Annotated in this window: 19 protein-coding genes and 1 pseudogene; 13 read left to right on the top strand and 7 right to left on the bottom strand. The window is 65.8% G+C overall.

Annotated elements, in window-relative coordinates:
• Positions 1–89: 89 nt before the first annotated feature.
• Together HTY53_RS18760 and HTY53_RS18755 are read right to left on the bottom strand one after the other, a co-directional pair.
• Entirely contained in the window at positions 90–1,664 is a 1,575-nt protein-coding gene (locus HTY53_RS18760; RefSeq protein WP_174108013.1) for a peptide chain release factor 3, read from the bottom strand.
• Positions 1,665–1,824: 160 nt separating this feature from the next.
• Positions 1,825–2,796 carry a YihY/virulence factor BrkB family protein gene (locus HTY53_RS18755; protein ID WP_174108012.1) on the bottom strand — a complete coding sequence of 324 codons (972 nt, stop codon included), beginning with the start codon at positions 2,794–2,796 and terminating at the stop codon, positions 1,825–1,827.
• Between the two features lie 283 nt (positions 2,797–3,079).
• Here HTY53_RS18755 and HTY53_RS18750 point away from each other — a divergent pair, with 283 nt between their 5' ends.
• The 3 genes from HTY53_RS18750 to HTY53_RS18740 all read left to right on the top strand — a co-directional run bounded on the left by HTY53_RS18750 (position 3,080) and on the right by HTY53_RS18740 (position 4,424).
• Complete coding sequence (locus HTY53_RS18750; protein ID WP_174108011.1) at positions 3,080–3,262, top strand: hypothetical protein; 183 nt, start codon at positions 3,080–3,082, stop codon at positions 3,260–3,262.
• Between the two features lie 522 nt (positions 3,263–3,784).
• Entirely contained in the window at positions 3,785–3,961 is a 177-nt protein-coding gene (locus tag HTY53_RS18745; RefSeq protein ID WP_174108010.1) for a hypothetical protein, read from the top strand.
• A gap of 109 nt (positions 3,962–4,070) precedes the next feature.
• Positions 4,071–4,424 (top strand): hypothetical protein, encoded by a 354-nt coding sequence (locus HTY53_RS18740; protein WP_174108009.1) that lies wholly within the window; start codon positions 4,071–4,073, stop codon positions 4,422–4,424.
• 71 nt (positions 4,425–4,495) lie between these two features.
• On the opposite strand, the gene HTY53_RS18735 is transcribed toward HTY53_RS18740, so the two are convergent.
• From HTY53_RS18735 to HTY53_RS18725, 3 genes are all read right to left on the bottom strand, one after another.
• The gene (locus HTY53_RS18735; protein ID WP_174108008.1) at positions 4,496–5,866 is read right to left on the bottom strand and encodes a sigma-54 dependent transcriptional regulator; all 1,371 of its coding nucleotides are present in this window, start codon (positions 5,864–5,866) and stop codon (positions 4,496–4,498) included.
• A gap of 125 nt (positions 5,867–5,991) precedes the next feature.
• On the bottom strand, positions 5,992–6,555 hold the full coding sequence (locus tag HTY53_RS24830) for a hypothetical protein (RefSeq protein ID WP_254600016.1): 564 nt from the start codon (positions 6,553–6,555) through the stop codon (positions 5,992–5,994).
• A gap of 465 nt (positions 6,556–7,020) precedes the next feature.
• Positions 7,021–8,385, bottom strand: a complete 1,365-nt coding sequence (locus HTY53_RS18725; protein ID WP_274383327.1) for an NCS2 family permease — start codon at positions 8,383–8,385, stop codon at positions 7,021–7,023.
• Between the two features lie 375 nt (positions 8,386–8,760).
• Between HTY53_RS18725 and HTY53_RS18720 the strand changes: the two genes are divergently transcribed.
• Positions 8,761–8,964, top strand: coding sequence for a cold-shock protein (locus HTY53_RS18720; RefSeq protein ID WP_006576725.1), 204 nt, complete (start codon positions 8,761–8,763; stop codon positions 8,962–8,964).
• A 1,513-nt stretch (positions 8,965–10,477) separates the two neighbouring features.
• On the top strand, positions 10,478–11,572 hold the full coding sequence (locus HTY53_RS18715; protein WP_174108007.1) for a replication protein RepA: 1,095 nt from the start codon (positions 10,478–10,480) through the stop codon (positions 11,570–11,572).
• A 113-nt stretch (positions 11,573–11,685) separates the two neighbouring features.
• Here the strand turns inward: HTY53_RS18715 and HTY53_RS18710 are convergent, their stop codons facing one another.
• The gene (locus HTY53_RS18710; RefSeq protein ID WP_006576252.1) at positions 11,686–11,889 is read right to left on the bottom strand and encodes a cold-shock protein; all 204 of its coding nucleotides are present in this window, start codon (positions 11,887–11,889) and stop codon (positions 11,686–11,688) included.
• Positions 11,890–12,251: 362 nt separating this feature from the next.
• Here HTY53_RS18710 and HTY53_RS18705 point away from each other — a divergent pair, with 362 nt between their 5' ends.
• Positions 12,252–12,908, top strand: a complete 657-nt coding sequence (locus tag HTY53_RS18705; protein WP_149318590.1) for a ParA family protein — start codon at positions 12,252–12,254, stop codon at positions 12,906–12,908.
• A gap of 5 nt (positions 12,909–12,913) precedes the next feature.
• A complete protein-coding gene (locus tag HTY53_RS18700; protein WP_174108006.1) occupies positions 12,914–13,927 on the top strand; it encodes a ParB/RepB/Spo0J family partition protein in 1,014 nt (337 codons plus the stop codon).
• A 67-nt stretch (positions 13,928–13,994) separates the two neighbouring features.
• Here HTY53_RS18700 and HTY53_RS18695 read toward each other — a convergent pair whose 3' ends face one another.
• Positions 13,995–15,692, bottom strand: a complete 1,698-nt coding sequence (locus HTY53_RS18695; protein ID WP_174108005.1) for a phage integrase family protein — start codon at positions 15,690–15,692, stop codon at positions 13,995–13,997.
• 543 nt (positions 15,693–16,235) lie between these two features.
• Here HTY53_RS18695 and HTY53_RS18690 point away from each other — a divergent pair.
• From HTY53_RS18690 to HTY53_RS18665, 6 genes and pseudogenes are all read left to right on the top strand, one after another.
• On the top strand, positions 16,236–17,093 hold the full coding sequence (locus HTY53_RS18690) for a LuxR C-terminal-related transcriptional regulator (RefSeq protein WP_174108004.1): 858 nt from the start codon (positions 16,236–16,238) through the stop codon (positions 17,091–17,093).
• 159 nt (positions 17,094–17,252) lie between these two features.
• Positions 17,253–17,720 (top strand): response regulator transcription factor, encoded by a 468-nt coding sequence (locus HTY53_RS18685; RefSeq protein ID WP_174108003.1) that lies wholly within the window; start codon positions 17,253–17,255, stop codon positions 17,718–17,720.
• Positions 17,721–17,818: 98 nt separating this feature from the next.
• Positions 17,819–18,127: a hypothetical protein gene (locus HTY53_RS18680; RefSeq protein WP_238512022.1), complete on the top strand. Its 309-nt coding sequence runs from the start codon at positions 17,819–17,821 to the stop codon at positions 18,125–18,127.
• Between the two features lie 427 nt (positions 18,128–18,554).
• A complete protein-coding gene (locus HTY53_RS18675) occupies positions 18,555–19,265 on the top strand; it encodes a phosphatase PAP2 family protein (protein WP_174108002.1) in 711 nt (236 codons plus the stop codon).
• Positions 19,266–19,436: 171 nt separating this feature from the next.
• Positions 19,437–20,849, top strand: coding sequence for an undecaprenyl-phosphate glucose phosphotransferase (locus HTY53_RS18670; protein WP_238512024.1), 1,413 nt, complete (start codon positions 19,437–19,439; stop codon positions 20,847–20,849).
• Between the two features lie 107 nt (positions 20,850–20,956).
• Positions 20,957–21,160 (top strand): annotated as a pseudogene (locus HTY53_RS18665) (acyl carrier protein); the annotation flags it as partial.
• Between the last annotated feature and the right edge of the window lie 43 nt (positions 21,161–21,203).

The following is a 21,203-nucleotide window of genomic DNA, read 5'->3' as shown; positions in this document are numbered from 1 at the left end:
CCCGGCGTGATGCGGCAAGATGCCGGGTTCGGCGTGCGCGGGGACGACGACGTGTCAGCGTCTTCAGCGCCGTCGTTTAAACGCGCCGCCTAGACGATCTCGCGCGTCTCCATGAACTGCAGGTTCGGGAAGCGTTCCTGCGTCAGCCGCAGGTTGACCATGCTGGGCGCCAGATAGACGTGGTCGCCGGCGCCGTCGAGCGCGACGTTGTGGCCGGCCTTCTCGATCAGCTTCTCGATCTCGGCCGGGTCGCCCTTAAGCCAGCGCGCAGTCGCGCACTCGTGCGATTCGAAGATCGCGTCGACGCCGTACTCGTGCTCGAGCCGGTGCGCCACCACATCGAACTGCAGAATGCCCACCGCGCCGAGCACCAGGTCGTTCGAGGCGATCGGGCGGAACATCTGCGTCGCGCCTTCCTCGGCCAGTTGCTGCAAGCCCTTCTGCAATTGCTTGACCTTCAGCGGGTTGTTCAGCCGCGCACGGCGGAAGAACTCCGGCGCGAACGACGGAATGCCGGTGAACTTCAGTGGCTCGCCCTCGGTGAAGACGTCGCCCAGGCGGATCGTGCCGTGGTTGGGCACGCCGATGATGTCGCCTGCGTAGGCTTCCTCGGTGGTGTTGCGATCCTGCGCCATGAAGGTGATCGCATTGTTGATCGCCACGGTCTTGCCGGCCGACACGTGCAGCAGCTTCATGCCGCGCGTGAAGCGTCCCGAACAGACCCGTACGAAGGCAATGCGGTCGCGGTGGCGCGGATCCATATTCGCCTGGATCTTGAACACGAAGCCGGTGAACTTCGCCTCTTCCGGCTGCACCGTGCGGCTCTCGGCCGCGCGCGGCTGCGGCGACGGCGACAGGTCGCACAGCGCATCGAGCAGCGACTGCACGCCGAAGTTGTTGATCGCCGAGCCGAAATAGACCGGGGTCTGCTTGCCGGCCAGGAAGGCATCCTTGTCGAAGGCGTGCGAAGCCCCGCGCACCAGCTCGATCTCGACGCGCAGTTCGTCGGCCTGCGACCCCAGCACGCGGTCAAGCTCGGGATTGTCGAGCCCGTCGACGATGGCGGCAGTTCCCTTGTCGCCGTGCGGATCGAACAGCTGCACCTTGTCGTCGATCAGGTGATAGACGCCGCGGAAGGACTTGCCCATGCCGATCGGCCAGGTCATCGGCGCGCACTGGATCTTGAGCACATCCTCGATTTCATCGAGCAGCTCGATCGGCGAGCGCCCTTCGCGGTCGAGCTTGTTGATGAAGGTCAGGATCGGCGTGTCGCGCAGCCGGCAGACGTTCAGCAGCTTGATGGTCTGCGCCTCGACGCCGTTGACCGAGTCGATCACCATCACCGCCGAATCGACCGCGGTCAGCGTGCGGTACGTGTCTTCCGAGAAGTCCTCGTGGCCCGGGGTGTCGAGCAGGTTGACGATGTGCTCGCGGTAGGGGAACTGCATCACCGACGAGGTCACCGAGATGCCGCGCTGCTTTTCCAGCTCCATCCAGTCGGAGGTGGCGTGGCGGTCGGCCTTGCGCGCCCGCACCTCGCCGGCGACCTGGATCGCGCCGCCGAACCACAGCAGCTTTTCCGTCAGCGTGGTCTTGCCGGCGTCGGGGTGGGAAATGATGGCAAAGGTGCGACGACGCGCAATTTCGGATACGAGCGAGCTCACGGTAGGACGGTCGGATGGCAGGCGGATGGATCGGGACCCGGCGGGCGCGGCGATGGCGATGCCGATCGCGCCGCGCCTTGTGCCGCGATCCGCGGCGGCCGAGCGGGTCGGCTGTCGGTGGGCTGTCGCGGCGGGCGCCCCGAGGGAATGGGCCGTTATTCTACCGGTTCCCGGCGCTGGCCGGTTCCGGCACCTCGCCGCGGCGCTGCCGCTCGCGCAGGCTGCCGAATTGCAGCGCGTACTGATGCGTCAGTTCGGCGCCGAAGAAGAAGATCTGCGCCGAGTAGTACACCCACAGCATCAGCGCGACCACCGAACCGGCCGCGCCATACGACGACGCCACCGCGCTGTTGCCCAGGTAGATGCCGATCAGGCGCTTGCCGACCGAGAACAGCACCGCGGTGATGATCGCGCCCATGGTCACGTCGCGCCAGGTCACGCGCACGCGCGGCAGCATCTTGAACACCACCGCGAACAGCACGGTGACCACGGCAAACGAGAACCCGCTGGAGATGGTCGTGGCGACCGGCGCCAGCCACGACTCGAACCACATGCCGTCCCAGAAGCGCTGCACCACCGCAATCGCGGCATTGACGACCAGCGAGACCAGCAGCATCAGGGCCAGCACCAGCACCAGGCTGAACGACAGCAGACGCGTGCGCACCAGCGAGCGCCAGCCGCTGGCCGGGGTCGCGTCGGCCTCCCAGATGTCGTCCAGGCTCGCCTTCAACTCGGCGAAGGCGCTGGTGGCGCCCAGGATCAGGATGCCGGTGGCGATCAGCGCCGCCACGCCGCTGCCGCCGGCACGATGCGTCGCCGCCAGAATCTGCTGGATCGCCGCCGCGCCTTGTGTGCCGAGCAGCCCTTCGAGCTGGTCGAAGATTTCGCCGCGCGCCGCTTCGGCGCCGAAGAACAGTCCCGCGATGGAGATCACCAGCACCAGGATCGGCGCCAGCGAGAACAGCATGTAGAACGACAGCGCGGCGCCCTTGCTGGCGGCCCGGTGCGCGAACCAGGCTTGCACCGCGGCGGTCACCACCATGGCGGTGCGGCGCAGCGTATGACGGTCGGGCAGCATGCGGGTCAGGCCGTGCCAGCGGTCGTGGCGGTGCTCGGGGTCGGGTTGGTACATCGGCAAGAAGGCGCTCCCTGGCTTTGTCGGTGGGCGGGTGTCCGGGCAGGCCGGGCTTGTAGGCTGGTGGGCCGCTGTGTGCCGGCTGCTGCCGCCGGGCGGCGGAGGCAGTGTTCAGGATACCGCGCCTCGCGCCGGTGCCCAAGCCGGCATCGGCTCATCGGCTCATCGGCTCAAAGGGCCGGCGCGGTCAACTGCTAGAGTTACAGCAGGCGGCGCGCCGTTCCGCCGCCGGGCTTTGGTGTTTCGTCTCTCGTCTGTCTGGTCTTCAACAGGAGGTACCGTGATCCGCATTCTGATCGCCCCTTTCTCGACGGCTCGGCTCGCCACGGTCGTGTTGGGCGTCGCTGCCCTCTTCGCGACCGCCGGCTGCGAGCGCAGCCAACCCGGGCCCAAGCCGATTTCGGGCGATACGCCTGCCGCCGACACCGCGCCGTCGACCAACCCGCCGGCACGCAAGGAATGATGGCCACAGTGGACGCGGCAGCGAGGCGTACCCGTTTCTGCGTCCGCTTTGCCCGTCAGTCTCGCAGGTGTGGTGCCGGCGTGCTCAGGCCCAGGCCCGTTAAGGCACTGTAACCGCCCAGCCCTCTCGCTCCCGGCATCGCGGCCGGGCTGCGCTTCCACCTTATCGGCGAGCCCATCCGCCCGTTCTGTGCCCCGACCTCATCCGAACTTCCTCCTTCCGATGGATGTCGGTGCGGTCGTCGTTGTGCCGGGGCTCAGCAAGCGAAACGGCCTGGCGGCGACACGATGGCCGGGACAGGTACGCGGCGCGGGGCGTCGCCGCCACCCCGGTTTCATGGCCGCAACAGAATCGGACCGGGCTGCCCGCGGGCCCTGGCCGCCCGTGGTTGGCGTGCCGGCAAACCTAGTCCGGACAACGGATGCCGCCCCTTGGCATGCTTGTCGCAACGAGTCGTGGAGAGCCACGATCCACGCTTTAGCCACGGGAGAGCGCCCCACCATGCGTCACCCTCCAGCACGCATGACGGCACGACGCCGCGCCCAGCGGCCGGCGTGTGCCGCGCCATCGGTATTGCAACTGCTGTCGCCCCCGCTATTGGCCGCGCCGCGGCTGCCGCATCGGGCGACATCGTCGTTCTGCACCGAGACCAACCGCGTCCTGCCGATCGCGGCCTTCCGCAGCCGGACGCGGCCGTAGCAGTCCTTCCGTGGTTCGTCGACGGCCCCATGCCGTCCGCCGGTCGGCCGGTCCGTGCGCGCTGCACGCAGATGGCCTGTCCGGCATCCGATCAGGGAGGAGAAAGCCAATGAAAACCAAGCTTTGCGTATTTGCTGTGATGGCCGCGTTCTGTCCCGGCGCACCGGCCGGCAGCTTCAGCCATCTGGACCGGTCCGACGATGCCGAGATCCATAGCCATACGGCGTTGAGCAACGATATCTACGTCAAGGGCTTCGGCTTGTCGCTCGGCGTGCTGGGCGTCGGCGCCGAGGAGGACGAGGCGCGCGGGCGGCAGTCGGCGAAGGACAACGACGGCAGGACGCGGCAGGCTGCCGACCTGACGATCGATCTTCTGGCCGCGTCGGCCGACCTGGTCGGCTACGGCGGCGGCCTGGCATCGGGATGCTGGAAGCCCGCCTCGTCCTTGGCCCCGCGGCGCTGATTCGCGAGCGCCATGAAGAAGGGGCCGACGGATCGCCGGCCCCGATGATTTGCCGCCGTCGCAGCGAATCGCTACTCCGCGTGGTTCGACTGGCCTTCGACGCGGATATTGTGCTTGTGCATCAGCCGGTACAGCGTGACGCGCGACACGTTGAGCTCGCGCGCGGCGGGCACGACATGGAAGCCGTGGCTCGCCATCACGGAACGGATCGCCTCGCGTTCGGCCTCTTCGCGGATCGCATCGAGGGTCTTGCGCGGCGCGTCGCTATTGCCGTGCAGCTGCAGGTCCTCGGCGGTGATCTTGCGATTGTCGGTCATCACGATCGCGCGCCGCACCCGGTTGATCAGCTCGCGTACGTTGCCGGGCCAGCCGTATTGCATCATCGCCTGCGTTGCGCACGGCGAGAAACCGCGAATGCGCCGATGGGCTTCGTGCCCATGCTCGGCCAGCACCGCGTTGGCCAGCAGCAGGATGTCCTCGCCACGCTCGCGCAGCGGCGGGATCGACAGCGTCAGCACGCAAAGCCGGTGAAACAGGTCGGAGCGGAACCGTCCTTCCGCCTGCGCCGCGACCAGGTCCACATGCGTGGCAGAGATGATGCGCAGATCCAGCGGGATGGACTGATGGCCGCCCAGCCGCGTGATCATCCCCTGCTGCAGGAAGCGCAGCAGCGCGACCTGGCTCTCCAGCGGCAGATCGCCGATCTCGTCCAGAAACAGCGTGCCGCCCTGCGCCTGCTCGATCCAGCCGATCTTGCGCTGATTGGCGCCGGTGAAGGCGCCCTTCTCGTAGCCGAACAGTTCGGACTGCACCAGGTGCGGCGGGATCGCGCCGCAGTTGATCGCGACGAACGGTCCCTTGCGCCGGTTCGACGCCTCGTGGATTGCCTGCGCGGCCAGTTCCTTGCCGGTGCCGGACTCCCCCGAGATGAACACCGGGGCGTCGTTGTGCGCGACCTTGGCCAGCGAGCGGAACATGGCCCGCATCGCGGCGCATTCGCCGATCATCTTGCCCTGCACCGCCGTGTCCGGACCGCGGGCGGCGTGCAGTGCTGCCATGCCGTGCGCGTGCTTGAGCGTGTAGGCGAGCTCGCTGTAGGAAAACGGCACGCGCACGTAGTCGACGCAATAGTCGCGAATCAGGCGTCGCACCCGCTCGTCCTCGAGCCGCTGCGGCGATGTGATCGCGACCCACATCACGTGCAGGCATTGCAGGCTCTGCTCGAGCAGCGCGATCTCGGCATCGGTGTATTCGCTCTCGAGGTCGAGCACCGCGGCCATCGGCGCGCTGCTGCGCACCACCCGTGACAGATCGCGCAGCTGGTGATGGTGGCGGATCTCCCAACCCGGCCCGAACTGGCTAGCGTCGATGCCGAAGTTCTGCTGTCGGGATACCACCAGGACCTGCGCGGCCCGCGATGTCGGCTTGCTGAGTCGGTCCATCCCGTTCTCCCGCGCGTTTGGCGTGGCCGCATGCCTGACGGTCTCGCTGCGCCGGCTGGCGGACGGGATCGGGCTGCGGTCCAGTTGTATGCGGTGCGGCTGGGCACCCATGTGCGCGGTCGCCATTACACGCTCGAAACGCTGTGGGGAGGGACATCGAACATTGCGGTCGGCGTCGTGCCGCTACGCAGTTGTTCACGAATGGTGCGGCGCATGCTGTCGCGCTCGCGCATCAGGCGATCGCTGGGAGCATGCAGGGTCTGGCCGGAATAGCGGTGATAGAGCGCCTGGTAGGTCAGCACGCTGACGATCCACTCCTCGCGCTGGGCGCGCAGGCGGGCGACATCGGCCTCGAGCTGGCGGTGGCGTTGCAGCAGGCCTTCGATGGCCTGGCGCAGGTTCGGCGGCACGCCGTCGTCGGCCGCAAGCAAGGCGGCCACGGCATCGGCGAGAGATTCGTCGCGATGCTCGCGGTGAGGTTGGCTCGGATTGTGATCGGGTTTGGCACCGGCGACATCGGCCAGATGGCTCAAGGCGCGGGTGATCGAAGGCGTGGCGGATCGAGTCGGCTCGAGAACGGGCCGATGGACTTCTCCTGCGGTCATGATTCTTCCCCGTTGAACAACATCCCCCGGCACTACACGTTCGCGATTACCACTTGTTCCGCTTATTGTTCCGGCACGCGTCATGCGCGTGCTCTCGTGGAGGCGAAGCCGCCTGAAGGCGGTCTGTCTGTACGTCCGCTGCGGCGGATCGAATGGGTCTGCGTCGCGCCGTCGGCGCACTCCGGGTGCCCGGAGTCAACAAGGGGCGCTTCGAAGCGCCCCTGGAATAGCACGCCTCTAGTTCAGTGCATTTGGCTTCGTTTGTCTAGCCCCCCTGCGGGGCATGCATCCAAAATCATCCTTCGGTATGACCGTAACAACGCGGACCCACCATGGTGCACGAGGTAAATAAGCACTTACCTTGGACGCAGAAACGGGTACGGCTCGGCACCGCCGCCGACCGCCGGGGCGCGCAGAAACGGGTACGGTCCGGCCATCTTGCAGCGAAAATTCGAACGTTGCGCCGGCCGTTCTGCGAGACGGGCGACACAACCGGGACATGAAAAAGGGCGGCCGTAGCCGCCCTTGCCGCGATGCCGCTGCAGCGGGTCAATGCCCGGGCAGATAGTAGAACTTGAAGATGAACACGGCGGCGATGATCCATACCATGATGGGCACGTCCTTGGCCCGGCCGGTCAGCAGCTTCAGCCCCGCGTACGTCACAAAGCCGAAGGCCACGCCGTTGGCGACCGAATAGGTGAAGGGCATGCCGAGCGCCGTCAGCACCGCGGGCACCACCTCGGTGGCATCGTTCCAGTCGATGTCGACCAGCTCGCGCAGCATCAGGCAGGACACGTAGAGCAGCGCCGGCGCGGTGGCGTAAGCGGGCACGGTGCCGGCCAGCGGCGCAATGAACAGACAGGCGAGGAACAGCACGGCAACCGTCACCGCGGTCAGCCCGGTGCGCCCACCGGCCTGCACGCCCGAGGCGCTTTCGATATAGGCGGTGGTCGACGAGGTACCGAGAAAGGAGCCGGCCATGATGGCGGTGCTGTCGGCCATCAGGGCCTTGTTCAGCCGATCCATCTTGCCCGCCTTCAGCAGGCCGGCGCGGTTGGCTACGCCCATCAGCGTACCGGTCGCATCGAACAGCTCGACCAGGAAGAACACCAGCACCACATTGATGATGCCGATCGACAGCGCGGCCGTGATGTCGAGCTTGAACAGCGTCGGATCGATCGACGGCGGCGCGGACACGATACCCTGGAAGGTATTGCCGCCGAACGCGAAGCTCAGCAGCGTGGTCAGCAGGATGCCGATCAGGATCGCGCCCTTCACCTTGAGGCGATCGAGCGCCACGATCGCCAGGAAGCCGACGATGGCCAGCACCGCCGACGGTTGGTGCAGATCGCCGAGCGTGACCAGCGTGGCCGGGCTCGCCGTGACGATGCCAGCGTTCTTCAACGCGACGATGGCAAGAAACAGCCCGATGCCCGCGGTAATCGCCACGCGAATCGAATGCGGGATGCCGTTGACGATCATCTCGCGCACGCGCAGCAGCGTCACCAGCAGGAACAGACAGCCCGAGATGAACACCGCGCCGAGCGCAGCCTCCCACGGCAAGCCCATGCCCTTGACCACCGTATAGGCGAAATAGGCGTTCAGCCCCATGCCGGGCGCCATCGCGATCGGATAGTTGGCGTAGAAGCCCATGATCAGCGTACCGAGCGCCGCGGCCACGCAGGTGGCGACGAATACGGCGTCCTTCGGCATGCCCGCATCGCCCAGGATGGTCGGGTTGACGAAGATGATGTACGCCATCGTCAGGAAGGTGGTCACCCCGGCCAGTATCTCGGTGCGCACGTCGGTCTGATGCTCGCTCAGCTTGAACAGGCGCTCTATCGGTGAGCGGCGCGCCGGCGCGGTCATGGCGGGTGTGTCGTTGGGTTCGGAAAGGGGTTCGGGCATCGACATGCTGTGTCTCCTGTATCGTTTTGTCCCGTCTCTTGCAAAGGCAAGAGCCTCGCGGCGCTTCAGCTCGGGAGGCACACGTACTGTCTTACACTTTTGTATACAGGTGCGCCGATACGGACAAATAGACTGTATGCAAAATGGGTGATGATCTCACGAGGGCACTCGCGTGATCTAGCCTGCAGCAGGGGAACGCCGCTCTTGACGTGGGCTCGGATCCCCCGTATAAAGCGCGCTAGATTCAAGCGACGAGGCAACAGCACATTCGTTAGCCACCGTCATGGTACTTCGGTTGTCCATGGTGTCCTTTCCTTGAGTTGCTCTGCCGGAAGCGCCGCGCGCCTCCGTTTTTTAATTTTTTTTAGGAAATGCAAGACCATGAAAACCGGTATCGTCAAATGGTTCAACGACGCCAAGGGTTTCGGTTTCATCAAGCCGGACGAAGGCGGTGATGATCTGTTCGCCCACTTCTCGGAAATCCAGGGTTCTGGATTCAAGTCGCTGCAGGAAAACCAGCGCGTTTCGTTCGAAGTGAAGAACGGCCCGAAGGGCCTGCAAGCAGCGAACATCACCCCGCTGTAAGCATTGCGCCTCTCGCCTTAGGGCGAGAAAACGCTGAAAGCCCCGCCCCGTGCGGGGCTTTTTGTTTTTGTGGCTCGGCGATGGCGTCGGGCCAATACCAGCTCGGCCTGCTCACCGGCCTTCCCTCGCCTTATCGCTTCCCGCCGCTTCCCTCGCCACCTTTGCCGGCGTTGACAGGTCGTCAACGCAGTGACTGCTACGGCCGCCTCCCCCGCAGAAACGGGTACGGTTTTGGCTCGCGCGCCCGTTCGCAGAAACGGGTACGGAGCCGCCCCGCGCCTTCAGGATGAGGCGCTGGCCGACGCAGAAACGGGTACGGCATGCCGTCCGGACCAAGGCGCGGCCTCCGCAGAAACGGGTACGGTCTTGCCAAAGTCACCGCCCGGTCAGCCGTTCCTCCTCCGAATACCCACGCAGAAACGGGTACGCTCGACGGTTTTTTTTGCCCGACGCAGAAATGGGTACGGTCCGCGAACGGCTCGCCTCTACGCTCGCGCTCGAGTGGTCGCCGCAGAAACGGGTACGCAAATGGACGGCCAGACGCGCGGGTCGAGGCGCAGAAACTGGTACGGCTTTGGCGCGGTTGCTCGCCGCCCTCGTGGGTCCATCCGGCTATCGGACGCAGAAACGGGTACGCAGACGGCCGTGGCCACCCCCCTTTGCATAGATCCGTATGCGAGCGCCCGCTTTCGACATGGCCTACGTATACGTGGAGGTCTTGAAACGCGGCAGCCTTCTGCCGGCCCCACATTGCCGCAGAAACAGGTACGCTCCGGCCACATCGGTTCTCGGTTTCGTACGCAGAAACAGGTACGCTTTTGACGATCGGCGGGTGGACCGGCGACTCGCAGAAGTTGGTACGCCGCAGAAACGGGTACGCCTAGAGGCGGAGCCGCGTCTTCCGCCAGCGGCGCAGAAACGGGTACGCTGCGATGGGCTTCCTCGCTGCGACGGGGTTTATGTGCTTCATACGGCTCTTTGTTTCCCCTTGGGCCCGCTTCGCGCCCGCCAGAGGCGCAGAAATGGGTACGCCGGGAACATCGCTCGCCTGTGGATAAGCCTGTGCAATGCGGAAGTTATCCCCGCAGAAAGCGGTTCGGGCCTTGCGCTGAAACGGGTTCGCGTATACGCAGATTCGGGTTCGAGGCTTCGCAGAATCGAGTACGCTGCACCGCAGAATCGGGTACGGACAGGGTCGGTTTACGTTTACGGTTCAACGGCTTAGGCGGCGCGTATACGGTTTACGAGTAGTTAACCGTAAAGGTATGAATTGCTTGTAGTGGATGACCGCGCGGAAGTGGACAACCCTGCCGGGTTGCCCCCTGCCGCACGGCATGCGAGCTGGCAAGGGAGAAACATCGCCCTACAGCCAAAGGGCCCTGGCAACCGGTGCACAGTCCGCGTAAACCCGGCCAGCCAACGGGTATACGCCCGAATCTTCCAACGTACCCGTTTCTGCGTGACAAGGGTGGCGGCATCAAGTAAAAAGGCGGGTAATTCGAAGCACGCCGACATGCCGATCAAACGTTCCCTGGCCATCCCGGACGACCGCACCGTTACTGACGTGGAAACCGGTCCCTCGCGCATCATCGTTCCTGGCAACGATGCGCCGTTGGTTCCGTCCGAAAAATTTCAGCGGCTGTTCGACGAAGCTCAGGCCATGGAGCGCGAGGACGCCTGGCAAAGTGGCGAAGTCGGCTTTCTGAGCCGTGCCAGCGTGCAGGTCACACTGCCCTATCGCGCCCCGAAAGGCGCGCCGCCCGTCTGGACCCGCACCAGCGGCAATATCTCGCTGATGATCCAGCCGGGTTACTTCACGCAGCAGCGTTCGGAGCGCGCCAGCAACGGCCGCCAGAAGCTGGTGTCGGAAACCGTGTCGCTGGGGTACCCCTATGGCTCCTATCCCCGCCTGATGCTGGCGTGGATCGGCAAGGAGATCATGGCGAAGAAGAAGCGGGGCGAGTTTACCGGCACCGTCGACGACCGCCGCATCTCGCTGGGCAACTCGCTGTCGGAGTTCATGTACAACCTGGGCATTCCGATGGCGACTGGCGGCAAGCGCGGGACCATGACGCTGGTGCGCCAGCAGATGATCCGCCTGTTCTCCGCGACCATTGCGATCGTCCAGAACAAGTCCGCGCCGACCCAGAACCAGACCAACAATCACGAGCCGATGTCGATCGACCGTGTGGGCTATCTGCTGGCGGACCAGCTGTCGACCTGGTGGGATCCGATGCAGCCCGGCCAGGGCTCGATGTTCGAGAGCTTCGTGGTGCTGTCCGAGCCGTTCTTCAACGAGCTGGTCAATCGTCCCGTGCCGGTCGATATGCGCGCGCTCAAAGCGCTGAAGCAGTCGCCGTTCGCGCTGGACGTCTATTCCTGGCTGACCTATCGGTTCTTCACCATCCAGCGGCGCACCGAGATCCCTTGGGAAGCGCTGCAGATGCAGTTCGGGACCGAGACCGAAAGCGAGCGCAAATTCCGCGCGCTGTTCCGCAAGGCGCTGAAGGACGTGCTGGTGGTGTACCCGGACGCCAAGGTCGACGCCGATTCGTCGAAGGCGCTGATTCTGCAGCCCTCGCGCACCAGCGTGCGCAAGCTCGCCTGAGCGGCACGCCCCAACCGGCCGTTACCGGGCGGCAATAAAAAAAGCAGGTGTTGAACACCTGCTTTTTTGCTGGCTCCCGACGAGTGCCGCGAACCAGCGGCGACGCGGGCGGGTCAGGCCGGCTTGATGCCGGAAGCCTGCTTGCCCTTCGGACCTTCCTTGACTTCGAAGGTCACTCGCTGGCCGTCCTTCAGCGTCTTGAATCCAGTGCCCTGGATTTCCGAGAAATGGGCGAACAAGTCCGCGCCACCATCGTCAGGGGTAATGAAGCCGAACCCCTTGGTTTCGTTGAACCACTTAACCGTACCGGTTGCCATGTGAGTTTCCTTTCGACGCAAGTTCTTTGTACACGACGCAAACAACCGTTCAAGCACGTTGATTTCTCGCAGATACCGAACGGAAGCCGACGAGGGTGACACGACTTGACGCGACTGTGTTGGGCATCATATCCAGTTTGTCTGATCGTGTCATGTGCGGCGTACAACGCACAACCTCTAATGTAGGCCGATTCTCGCCCGATTTTCAAGCACAACTTTTGAACAAACGTATGCGGCTTTTTCGCTTCCCAGCCGCAACAAATTCGTTTATTTGAAGAAATCGGTTGATGGTACAGAGGCGATTGACTAAAGTTTCGCCTACAGTCAAACCGCGCTTTCAGCGCTGAAAGAGAGAGGCCCCGGTGGCAGCGAAAATCATCACGGTGTTCAATCAGAAGGGCGGCTGCGGCAAGACAACAGTCAGCATGCACCTGGCCGGCACCCTGGGTTTGCGCGGTGCGCGCGCGATGCTGGTCGACATGGACGAACAGGGAACCGCCACGCGTTGGGCGGCCCAGGCTTCGGACGAGCGCCCGTTTCCGGCGTCCGTCATCGGTCTGGCGGCTTCCGGCGGCGCGATGCACCGCGAGGTGCGCAAGTTCGTCCAGGATTACGACTATATCGTTGTCGATTGTCCGCCCGCCGTGCACTCGGCGGCGCCGTCCAGCGCTCTGCTGATCTCCGATCTGGCCGTGATCCCCGTGGTCCCTTCGCCGCCGGATTTGTGGGCGGCGGTGGCGGCCAAGACGCTCGCGCAGCATGCGCAAGTCCAGAACGAAACATTGACCGTCCGCGTGATGGCCAACATGGTTCAACGTCGCGTCTCCATTGCGCGCCAGGCAATCGAAATCCTGGGTGACGACGGCGACTTCCCGCTGTTGCAGTCGATGATCGGCTCCCGCTCCGCGTTTCGAGAGTGCCAGGCCATCGGTTGCACAGTGCACGGCGTGCCCGGCGCACGCGAGGCGGTGCAGGAGGTCGACATCATGGTGGACGAGGTGCTGTCCCTGATCGAGTAAAGAGAATGGCAACGAAGATCAAGAATTTGCGGGCCGGCATGCTGGCGGGCATGGCGGCAGAAAAGAACCGCGCCGACACGCTGGACCGCTTCGCCCGAGCGGAAGCGGCGATCGCTCAGAATCCGCACGGCCTGCTGAAGGCCAAGGCCGCCGAACCGCCGCGTACTTTCAGCGCTGAAAACGAGGAGCGCTCCGCCGACGGACGCGTACTCAAGCGCATTCCGCTGGCGCAACTGCATGACAACCCGCTCAACGCGCGCCGGATCTACGATCCCGCGGTGGTGCAGGAGCGTGCCGCATCGATCGCGACGCACGGCCAGAAAACCCCCGGCCTCGCCGCGCCGGACCCGTCCCGTCCTGGCCACTACATCCTGATCGACGGCCACTACCGGAAGCGCGCGCTCGCCGCGGCCGGCAAGCTGGAGATGGAATGCTTCGTCGAGAGCAATCTCAGCGACCTCGACTTCTATCGGCTGTCCTTCCTGCTGAACGAGCAGCGCTCGGACCAGTCGGCGCTCGACAATGCCATCGCCTGGCGGCAACTGCTGGACGAGGGCAAGGTCGCCAAGGAAGAAGATATTTGCGAGCTGACCGGCATGTCGGCGGGTACCGTCAACAAGACGCTGGCGCTGCTCAAACTGCCGGAGTCGGTGCTGATGGTGATGCGCGAGCGTCCCAGCGCGATCGGCATCGCCACCGGCTACGAGCTGACGCTGTACTACAAGCTGGCGGGGGAGGAGCGCACCCGCGAACTGGCGATGCGCGTCATGAACGACGGCCTGTCCAGCCGCGAAGTGGAGGCGATCCGCAAGCAGGCGCAGGAGGGCAAGGCGCGCAAGGTCAAGGAGATCAGCCGCCAGTACAAGATCCGAACCAGCGGCGGCGAACTGCTCGGCACGATCAAGGAATGGGATTCGGGCCGCGTCGTGCTCGACGTCCAGCTGACCGACCGCGACGCCCGCGAAGCGCTGTTGGAGGCGCTGAAAGCGCGTTTCGGTCTGGACAAATCGCTGCTGTAAGCCGACATTGCCGGTGGCGTGCCTGGGGGATAAAAAACCAAGGCGCGCGGCGAGCCATTACTGCGCCTCAGCCTGTCTCCGCACCAGCCTGCCTCCGCACCAGCATGCGCGGCGTGAACCGGACGGCGCGGTGGTCCGCATGCTCGGGCACCGCCACAAAGTCCCGCCACGCCGCCCGCAGCAGCCGGTCCAGCCCGCTCGGGGAATAACCGGCGAGGGGTTGACTGGCCCGTTTGGCCTGCCCCCGCGAGGTGGGTGGCAACATCAACGGACCCAACAATGGCGCGGTGTCCGGCAGGCGGTCGGCCGCCAATCCGCGGTCTATCCAATGCCGGGAGAGCGCGCCCCACGCGTCCTCGCTCAACATTGCAAGATTCATGTCGGCCAGCCCGGCGCCAACGTCGGGCATGGCGATCGCCGGCCCATTGCGGTCAAACCGTGGGCGGACCAACCATCGCCCGCCGTCGACCAGCCGCAGATGGCCGCCCGTGGCCACCACCACTTCTCCGATCCGCAACCCGCAATCGCCGAGCAGATAGGCAGCGGCATTGGCCGTCCGCCATATCGGCGTGCCGTCCGACCCTTCCAGCCAGCGGCGGAACGCAGCGACACTCGTGTCGGGGCTGTCGGCCGCGTCACGCTCGTCGGCCCCCTCGCCAGGCGAGCCGCCCGCAATGGCGGAAACGGGTGCGACGGCCGCATCGGCCGCAACGGGCATCGCGAACCCGTCGAAGGGATGGTGCGCCAGCAAACCACGTTGGCGCAGCCAGCCAAACAACGCCCGGATCACCCGCATGGCCGCCTGCCGGGAGCTGTCGCGCAAGCCCCCCTCGAACGGGCGCCATGGCTTCCGATCGCGCGGTCCGGCCGGCCCCTGCCAGAATGCCGCCGGTTGAGGATCGGCCAGGAAGGCCCAGTACGCGGTCAGATCCTCCGCGGTCATGGTTCGCAGGGGCCGCTGCCGCCGAGCCGCCCACAGCAACAGCCGTTCCGCCTCGCGCCGATAGCTGGCCCAGGTATGCGAGCCTGGACGCTTGCCATCGAGCCATTGACGTACCCATTGCAGCTCTTCACCCACGTCGGATCGCCAGCTGCCTGAAAGTGTCTCAGAAAGCATATATTCAAGCGGCACCGGCTCGACAAGCCGGTCGTCCAACAGGGCGGGCGACATCGGCGGCCGTTGCGACGGCGCCACCAGCGCGCCGGCCTGCGGACCCAATACCGGCCCACCGTCGCTCGTGCGCAGCGTGTCACGCTGGCGCTCGAGCCAGTGCCGCACGACGTCGGCGGACTTGGCACCGAGGCGCGGCACCCCGCGCCACCACGCCGCGCCGCGCCGGTTGACCCGCTCCACCAGATCCCCGATGCGCGCGATGCCACCCGCCGCGAGCCGGCGCGACAGACTTGGCCCGAACCACAGCGACACCGCATGGTCGAGCGCGGGCCGCCCCGGCGACAGCCTCTCCAGCGAAGACAGCGCGTCGACGCGCCGGTCCATCGCCACATTCGAGCGGCCCTTCAGCGAGTCGAACATCGCCGCGATATCGGGGCGATTGTTCTGCAGCGCGAACTGCACCAGCCGGTCGCGCAGCCGCAGGATGCGCTGCACGGCCTGATGCTCGGTCAGCGCCTCCTCCTCGTCCGGATCCAGCAGGTACCGGTTCGCGATGTCGACCGCGGCCATGCCCTGGGCGTACGCCCGGACCACGGCAAATTCGGTCCGGGTCAGTTTGGAGGGGTCCAGCGTGTCGTCCCGCACAGACATTGGCAATCGGACTTAAGTGATTGATTGATAACGACTTTCGGCAGATGAGTAGCTCAACCTGCCCAAATTGCCACCCGAAGTGTAATGTAAATTATTTTCTCGGCACAGCGTGTCGATGCCTCGCGCCGGGGCGGTCACCAGCCATACAGCCGTCCGGCATCGCTCCAGAACCCTAAGGACGCGGCCGCTTTGCGATGGACGTAAGGGAAAATCCTTAGCGCCGCGTCTGCCCTTGCCGTGCGTACGCCTTCGCACAAAAGCGACTTACCGATCATCTGGCGAGCCTTGCTTTCCTGTTTTGCGGTGCATATGCTGGACCGCAGAATAAGTGAAAGTTAAGTCTGTCTTTAGAGGGATCGAACGCGTGCCAACACGCAAACGGGGCGATTGCATCACGCTTGACGGGAAGGGCCGGCCGCGCTGAAGCCGCGCCGGACTGAAGCGGGGTGGGTCGTAGGGAGGGGCAGGTGCAACATAGCGCCGCACTTCCGATCACACGGGCGACCGTCGCGGCGCACGTGTCGCAACAAGAACGAGAGCGGCATGGCCACCATTCTGTTGATCGAGCCTCATCCACTACTGCGATTGGGCCTGCGCCAGCTGTTGGCGCAATCCGAGCTTCCTGTCCACGTCATCGATGTCGAACCGGCCATGTTGCCGTCGCCGGATGACGCCCGCCTGGGCGATGCCGACCTGCTGATCTACGGCTGGCACGACGATGGCAGCGGCACCTGGCGCGCGATGGAAGACCTGTGCCGCTACCTCGCGCCGCAACGCGTGCTGGTGCTGGCCGACGGACTGCCGTCGGGCATGTCGCACGAGTCCGTGCCGCCGCTGGTGGCCGGTCTGCTGTCGAAGAACTGCTGTGCCGAGGTGCTCGATGCCGCCATCCGGCTGGTGCTCGCGGGCGGGGAATGCTTCCCCGCCCTGACCCACGCCGAACCGATGCAGCAGAGCGGGCTGTGCGCGATGCAGACCACCGGCAACAAGGAAGGGGCCGCGACACGGCCGGACGAACCGATCGCGTCGATGCGCGGCCCGGGCGGCCGGTCCCCCGACATCGCACTGCGCCCTCCGCCGCTGATTCAGCCGGATATCGAGACACCGTCGTTCGGTTCGCATCTGCTCAATATCACCGAGCGTCAATACGAGGTGCTGGCGCTGCTGGCGCGCGGCTACCCGATCAAGACGGTCAGCCGCGTGCTCAATATCTCGGTGGCAACCGCCAAGACCCACGCCTGCACGCTGTACCACCGGCTGCATGTGCGCAACAAGGGCGAGGCCGTCTACGAAGCGCTGCGGCGCGGTGCCAAGCTGAACTGGCCGGGGCCGTCGTCGCTTGGGGCGGTACCGTTGCACGCTGAGGGCATACGGCTGCCGGCGGTCTGCCAGGCGGCTTGAGCCGCGGAACGGTCCTGCGAGGGGCATGTGCTCGTGCGAACTCATCCTTTCGGTTGAGGGACTTCATTCCAATGGTCGAGGCGCCCCGGGATGCGGCTTGCTAGGCTTATGGACATGCACGCCGGCAGTCACCTCGCCCCCCTGAGCTCGACCGAGTCGATGACGACCCTTCTTCTGGCCAACAACGCGATCATGCTGCGCGCGCTGTCGCGCCACCTCGGCAAGCGTCAGGCCTCATGTCCGTTGACGCTGCAGTCGCCGGAATGGCTGCTGAGCGCGTCGTCGTCGCAATTGCCCAGACAGTCCATCGACTTCGCGCTGCTCGATTGCAGCAGCAGCGACGCGGATGCCGGCGCGCTGATCGAAGCCTTGTGCCGGCGCATCGCACCGCGCCGGTGGCTGCTGATCGTCAGCCCCGGCGCCGCGGCGCTGACGCAGCGCGCCGCCAGGCTGGGAGCCGGCGGCTGTCTGATCGCACCGGCGTCGCCCGAGCTCGTTTCCGCCGCGGTGGCGCTGGTCAGCGCCGGCGGCCAATGCTTTCCGCGCGCCAGCATGGCCTGGCTGATGGCGCCCGCTCCGGCTCCGACCTCCAACTTTCTGCTCCCTGGATCTACGGCAAGCGGCTGATGGTCGTCCATCGGCCGCACGCCTATGCTCGCACTACGCTGCTGGCGTAGCCGGGCCCGGGATCAGAAGGCCCGCCGCCGGCAGGAGCGGGGGGTCATATGAATGGAGGATCGGCGGTCCTGATCGTGCGCGGCTTTGCCGTGCCGGAGGGCCGCAACAAGTGGGCATGCTGTTACGAGATCCGGCTGGCGTCGGCCTGCGACGGGCCGCTGGTCTATCGCGGCGAGCTGCATGGGCGCGCGTTCTGCAGCGAGGATGCCGCGGTGATCGCGGCCCGCGAAGCCGGCGAGCGCGAAGCGCGGCGGCGTATCGCCGCGGGACTGGCGACATCGTTCCTGTCGGTGGCACCCGGCGCGTGCGCCAGCGAGGGCCGCGACATCAAGACGCCACGGCAGGACGGCCGATAACCACCGGCGCCAGGGGAACGGAAGCGAAGGGGGGAAAACCAGGCGCGTGCTCGGGGGAGCCGCATGTTGGACAACGAACCGACCGACATGCGTACACGCGCGTCTCGGCCGCGGCGATCGCCCGGCCGGATCTGCGGACCACGGCGCCGCCGCCGCTCGACCGACGGCACGCCGCGGTCCTTTCTTTTTTTGCAGCGCGCGTGAACGGACCAGCGGGACCAGGGCCGAAAACGCGGCGAGACCCTCAGGCGGGAAGCAGAAAAAAAGAAGCCCGCAGACCGGGGGACCATGCGGGCTCCAAAGTGGCAGGCCGATTCCGCCTGGCCCACCACAAGACTGACGATATCCAATCGATCTTGCGACTTCCATCAACCATAAGGACCAACAGGCCGCGGCCGCCTCGTGGCAGCGCGGGGCACTCGACACCATGTGGCACTGGCATTTGATTTCGCGCTTCGGCGACACCGCGCTGCTGCTGCCGTGCGCGGCGCTGTTGCTGCTGTCGCTGTGTCATCGCGGCGAATGGCGCGCGGCGCGCGACTGGTGCCTGGCGTTCGCCGCCGCGGCGGGCCTGACGCTGGCCTCGAAGCTCGCCTTCATTGGCTGGGGCATCGGCGTGCCGGCGCTGGATTTCACTGGCTTCTCTGGCCACAGCATGATGGCCGCGAGCGTGCTGCCGGTGCTGATGCACCGCCTCTTGCCGGGGCGGTGGCCACGCGTGGGATGGGCCGCGGCAACGCTCGGCGCATCGCTGGCGCTGCTGGTGGGCTATTCGCGCTTGCCGCTGGGCGCGCATTCGCCGAGCGAAGTGGCCGGAGGACTGGCGCTTGGCTTCGCCGTCAGCGGCGGCTATCTGCTGGCCACCGCGCCGCGGCGGCGCCGTTCGCCGCGTGCGCCACTGCTGCTGCTGATCGGCGCATTGCTGCTCGGCGTGCCGGCATCGGGCGCGCATGCGCCGACCGAGCAATGGATCGAGCAGATCGCGTTGTACCTGTCCGGCCGCGCGCGTCCCTTTCAACGCGAGGATTGGCAGCGGCCGGAAGCCGCGGCCATCGTGCCATCCTTGCCTCGCGCCACGAGATCCGCGCCTGGTAGTACGCCGTGGCGCATCGATACGATATCCGTCGCGCGCGACTGAAGTCGGACCACCGAAACCGCCCACCCAGACCGACCACCCGCACCGACCACCGAAGCCCGCGGCAGCCCCCACCTGTGTGGGGGACCAAACAGACCCCAGCCACCCCGGACGCGACGATGTTCTCGATATGCCGACGCACGGCATCGAACACGGCAGCAAGGGGAGAGGGTCATGGCAACGGCAAGCGCGCAAGCGATCGTCGAGCGGCAGACAGCGCTGCAACTGCTGTATCGGGTCTCGGACGCATTGACGGTGGGCATCTGCGGCATCCTGGTTGGCGAATTCTGGTTTCCCGAGGGAGGGCTGGCATCGGCGGCGCCGATACATGGCTTCCTGACCGCGTTCTGCGCGGTCGCCACGCTGATCGTGTTTCCCGCCTGCGGACTCTACGAATCGTGGCGCGGCCGCAGCCGCGCCGCACTGGGCCTGCGCACGCTGGCGGCATGGAGCCTGGTGGCGGTCAGCGGCCTGGTGCTGGCCTATCTGATGCATCAGGTAGGCGCGGTGTCGCGCCTGTGGTCGACCTCGTGGTTCGGCGTCGTCTCGCTCGCGCTCGTTGGTTCGCGGCTGGTGCTGTACCAGCTGCTGGGCAATGTGCGGCAGCAGGGCATCAACGCCAAGCGCGTGCTGATCTTCGGCTACGGCCCGCTCGGCAACGAGATGTACCGGCGCGTGCAGCGCATCCGCGAGGCGGGCTACCACGTGGTCGGCATCTACTGCGACCACGACGACGACGCGCTGCCGTCGGGCGTTCCGATCCTGCGCGAGATGAGCGACGTCACGCGCTTCGTGCGCAGCCAGGACGTGCGCGAGATCTGGCTGACGCTGCCGATGGCCGCGTGCCGCGATCTGTGCGACGTGGTCTACCAGTTCCGCAACGACCTGGTCGACATTCGCTGGGTGCCGGACATCATGTCGGTCGAGCTGCTCGGCCACCGCTTCAGCGAATTCCTCGGCTTGCCGGTGATCGACCTGAACAGCCCGCCCGATTCGCGCATCACGGGCCTGCTCAAGGCAAGCTTCGATCGCGTCTTCGCCGCCGTGGCGCTGCTGGGGCTGTCGCCGCTGCTGATCGCCATCGCGATCGGCGTCAAGCTGTCATCGCCCGGCCCCGTGCTGTTCCGGCAGAAGCGCCTGGGCATCGACGGCAAGCCGTTCGACGTCTTCAAGTTCCGCACCATGGTGGTCCACCAGGACCGCGGCGTCACGCAGGCGGTGCGCAACGATCCGCGCGTGACCCGCATCGGCGCCTTCCTGCGCCGTACCAGCCTCGATGAACTGCCGCAGTTCTTCAACGTGCTGCGCGGCGAGATGTCGGTGGTGGGACCGCGCCCACATGCGCTCGAACACAACGAGATGTACAAGGAACTGATCGACCGCTACATGCTGCGCCATCGGGTCAAGCCCGGCATCACCGGCTGGGCGCAGATCAACGGCCTGCGCGGCCAGACCGATACGGTCGAGAAAATGCGCGCGCGCATCGAGTTCGATATCTATTACATCCGCAACTGGTCCTTCCAGCTGGACCTGCGGATCATCGCGCGCACCGCGCTGCACGGCTGGACCGGCAAGAGCGCATTCTGAAACGGGATCCGGCTCACGGCTGTGGCTAGCGCGCGTTGGCAAGCGCACGGAGCCTTGGGGTACGGTCGAGCCAAATGGGGCATACGAAGACCCCAGGGGAGGAGACCATGCAAGCCACCATACGCAGAATTCTGGCGAAGGTGGGCCGGCTCGAGGTGCCCGCGGACACACTGGACGACCATGCCGATCTCTACGAAGCCGGACTGTCTTCGCACGCCACGGTGCACGTGATGCTGGCCATCGAAAACGCCTTCGATATCGAGATTCCGGATTGCATGCTGACGCGCCAGTTGTGTCGCAGCATCCAGTCGTACCGCCAGCCTGCTGCTGGCCGAACGTTTGCATTGAGGAGAA

Source organism: Cupriavidus gilardii (assembly GCF_013314895.1).
Taxonomy (GTDB): domain Bacteria; phylum Pseudomonadota; class Gammaproteobacteria; order Burkholderiales; family Burkholderiaceae; genus Cupriavidus; species Cupriavidus gilardii_C.
The sequence above is the reverse complement of the archived record's forward strand: the minus strand, read 5'-3'. Positions and strand labels throughout refer to the sequence as shown.

Excerpts from the sequence above, each read along its gene's own strand:
- HTY53_RS18740 (WP_174108009.1), top strand. The coding sequence starts at position 4,071 with ATGAAAACCAAGCTTTGCGTATTTGCTGTGATGGCCGCGTTCTGTCCC.
- HTY53_RS18700 (WP_174108006.1), top strand. The coding sequence starts at position 12,914 with ATGGCAACGAAGATCAAGAATTTGCGGGCCGGCATGCTGGCGGGCATG.
- HTY53_RS18755 (WP_174108012.1), bottom strand. The coding sequence starts at position 2,796 with ATGTACCAACCCGACCCCGAGCACCGCCACGACCGCTGGCACGGCCTG.
- HTY53_RS18710 (WP_006576252.1), bottom strand. The coding sequence starts at position 11,889 with ATGGCAACCGGTACGGTTAAGTGGTTCAACGAAACCAAGGGGTTCGGC.
- HTY53_RS18680 (WP_238512022.1), top strand. The coding sequence starts at position 17,819 with ATGAATGGAGGATCGGCGGTCCTGATCGTGCGCGGCTTTGCCGTGCCG.
- HTY53_RS18685 (WP_174108003.1), top strand. The coding sequence starts at position 17,253 with ATGACGACCCTTCTTCTGGCCAACAACGCGATCATGCTGCGCGCGCTG.
- HTY53_RS18670 (WP_238512024.1), top strand. The coding sequence starts at position 19,437 with ATGGCAACGGCAAGCGCGCAAGCGATCGTCGAGCGGCAGACAGCGCTG.
- HTY53_RS24830 (WP_254600016.1), bottom strand. The coding sequence starts at position 6,555 with ATGACGCGTGCCGGAACAATAAGCGGAACAAGTGGTAATCGCGAACGT.
- HTY53_RS18715 (WP_174108007.1), top strand. The coding sequence starts at position 10,478 with ATGCCGATCAAACGTTCCCTGGCCATCCCGGACGACCGCACCGTTACT.
- HTY53_RS18675 (WP_174108002.1), top strand. The coding sequence starts at position 18,555 with ATGTGGCACTGGCATTTGATTTCGCGCTTCGGCGACACCGCGCTGCTG.
- HTY53_RS18690 (WP_174108004.1), top strand. The coding sequence starts at position 16,236 with ATGGCCACCATTCTGTTGATCGAGCCTCATCCACTACTGCGATTGGGC.
- HTY53_RS18725 (WP_274383327.1), bottom strand. The coding sequence starts at position 8,385 with ATGTCGATGCCCGAACCCCTTTCCGAACCCAACGACACACCCGCCATG.
- HTY53_RS18720 (WP_006576725.1), top strand. The coding sequence starts at position 8,761 with ATGAAAACCGGTATCGTCAAATGGTTCAACGACGCCAAGGGTTTCGGT.
- HTY53_RS18735 (WP_174108008.1), bottom strand. The coding sequence starts at position 5,866 with ATGGACCGACTCAGCAAGCCGACATCGCGGGCCGCGCAGGTCCTGGTG.
- HTY53_RS18695 (WP_174108005.1), bottom strand. The coding sequence starts at position 15,692 with ATGTCTGTGCGGGACGACACGCTGGACCCCTCCAAACTGACCCGGACC.
- HTY53_RS18745 (WP_174108010.1), top strand. The coding sequence starts at position 3,785 with ATGACGGCACGACGCCGCGCCCAGCGGCCGGCGTGTGCCGCGCCATCG.